Origin of the sequence: Vibrio marinisediminis (assembly GCF_014050145.1) — a bacterium.
Classification (GTDB): Bacteria; Pseudomonadota; Gammaproteobacteria; order Enterobacterales; family Vibrionaceae; genus Vibrio; species Vibrio marinisediminis.
Genome location: NZ_JACFYF010000174.1, coordinates 1 through 297, shown reverse-complemented (window position 1 = coordinate 297; position 297 = coordinate 1). Strand labels below are relative to the sequence as shown.

Sequence of the window (297 nt, the reverse complement as noted above, 5' to 3'; positions counted from 1 at the left end):
GCGTTGCTCACCACTTAACGCGGCGTTAGCTTTCTAAGTGCGCATCATTGATTTTTATACACCTTTTGATGCTGTTGCACCATAGAAAGCCTAGACTCTAGCAGCTCATTTTCGTAGTTTTGTTAAGCGCTTTTCAACTTCTTTTTGCTCCCAGTCATCCCCTAAAAAATTGAATATCTCAAATGCCTTGATAGCGTGTGAAACCATAAATATTCCCCAGCCTAAAGCAGGATAAATTGCCCAAAGTTCCTCAGTACCAGTTACGAAATTAATGACAAACAATAGGCATATTACCGA

Annotated in this window: 1 protein-coding gene; it reads right to left on the bottom strand. The window is 40.1% G+C overall.

The features are described 5' to 3' along the window. Positions 1–105: 105 nt before the first annotated feature. A partial coding sequence (locus H2O73_RS20810) for a 2TM domain-containing protein (protein WP_182110777.1) occupies positions 106–297 on the bottom strand: 192 nt, incomplete at its 5' end.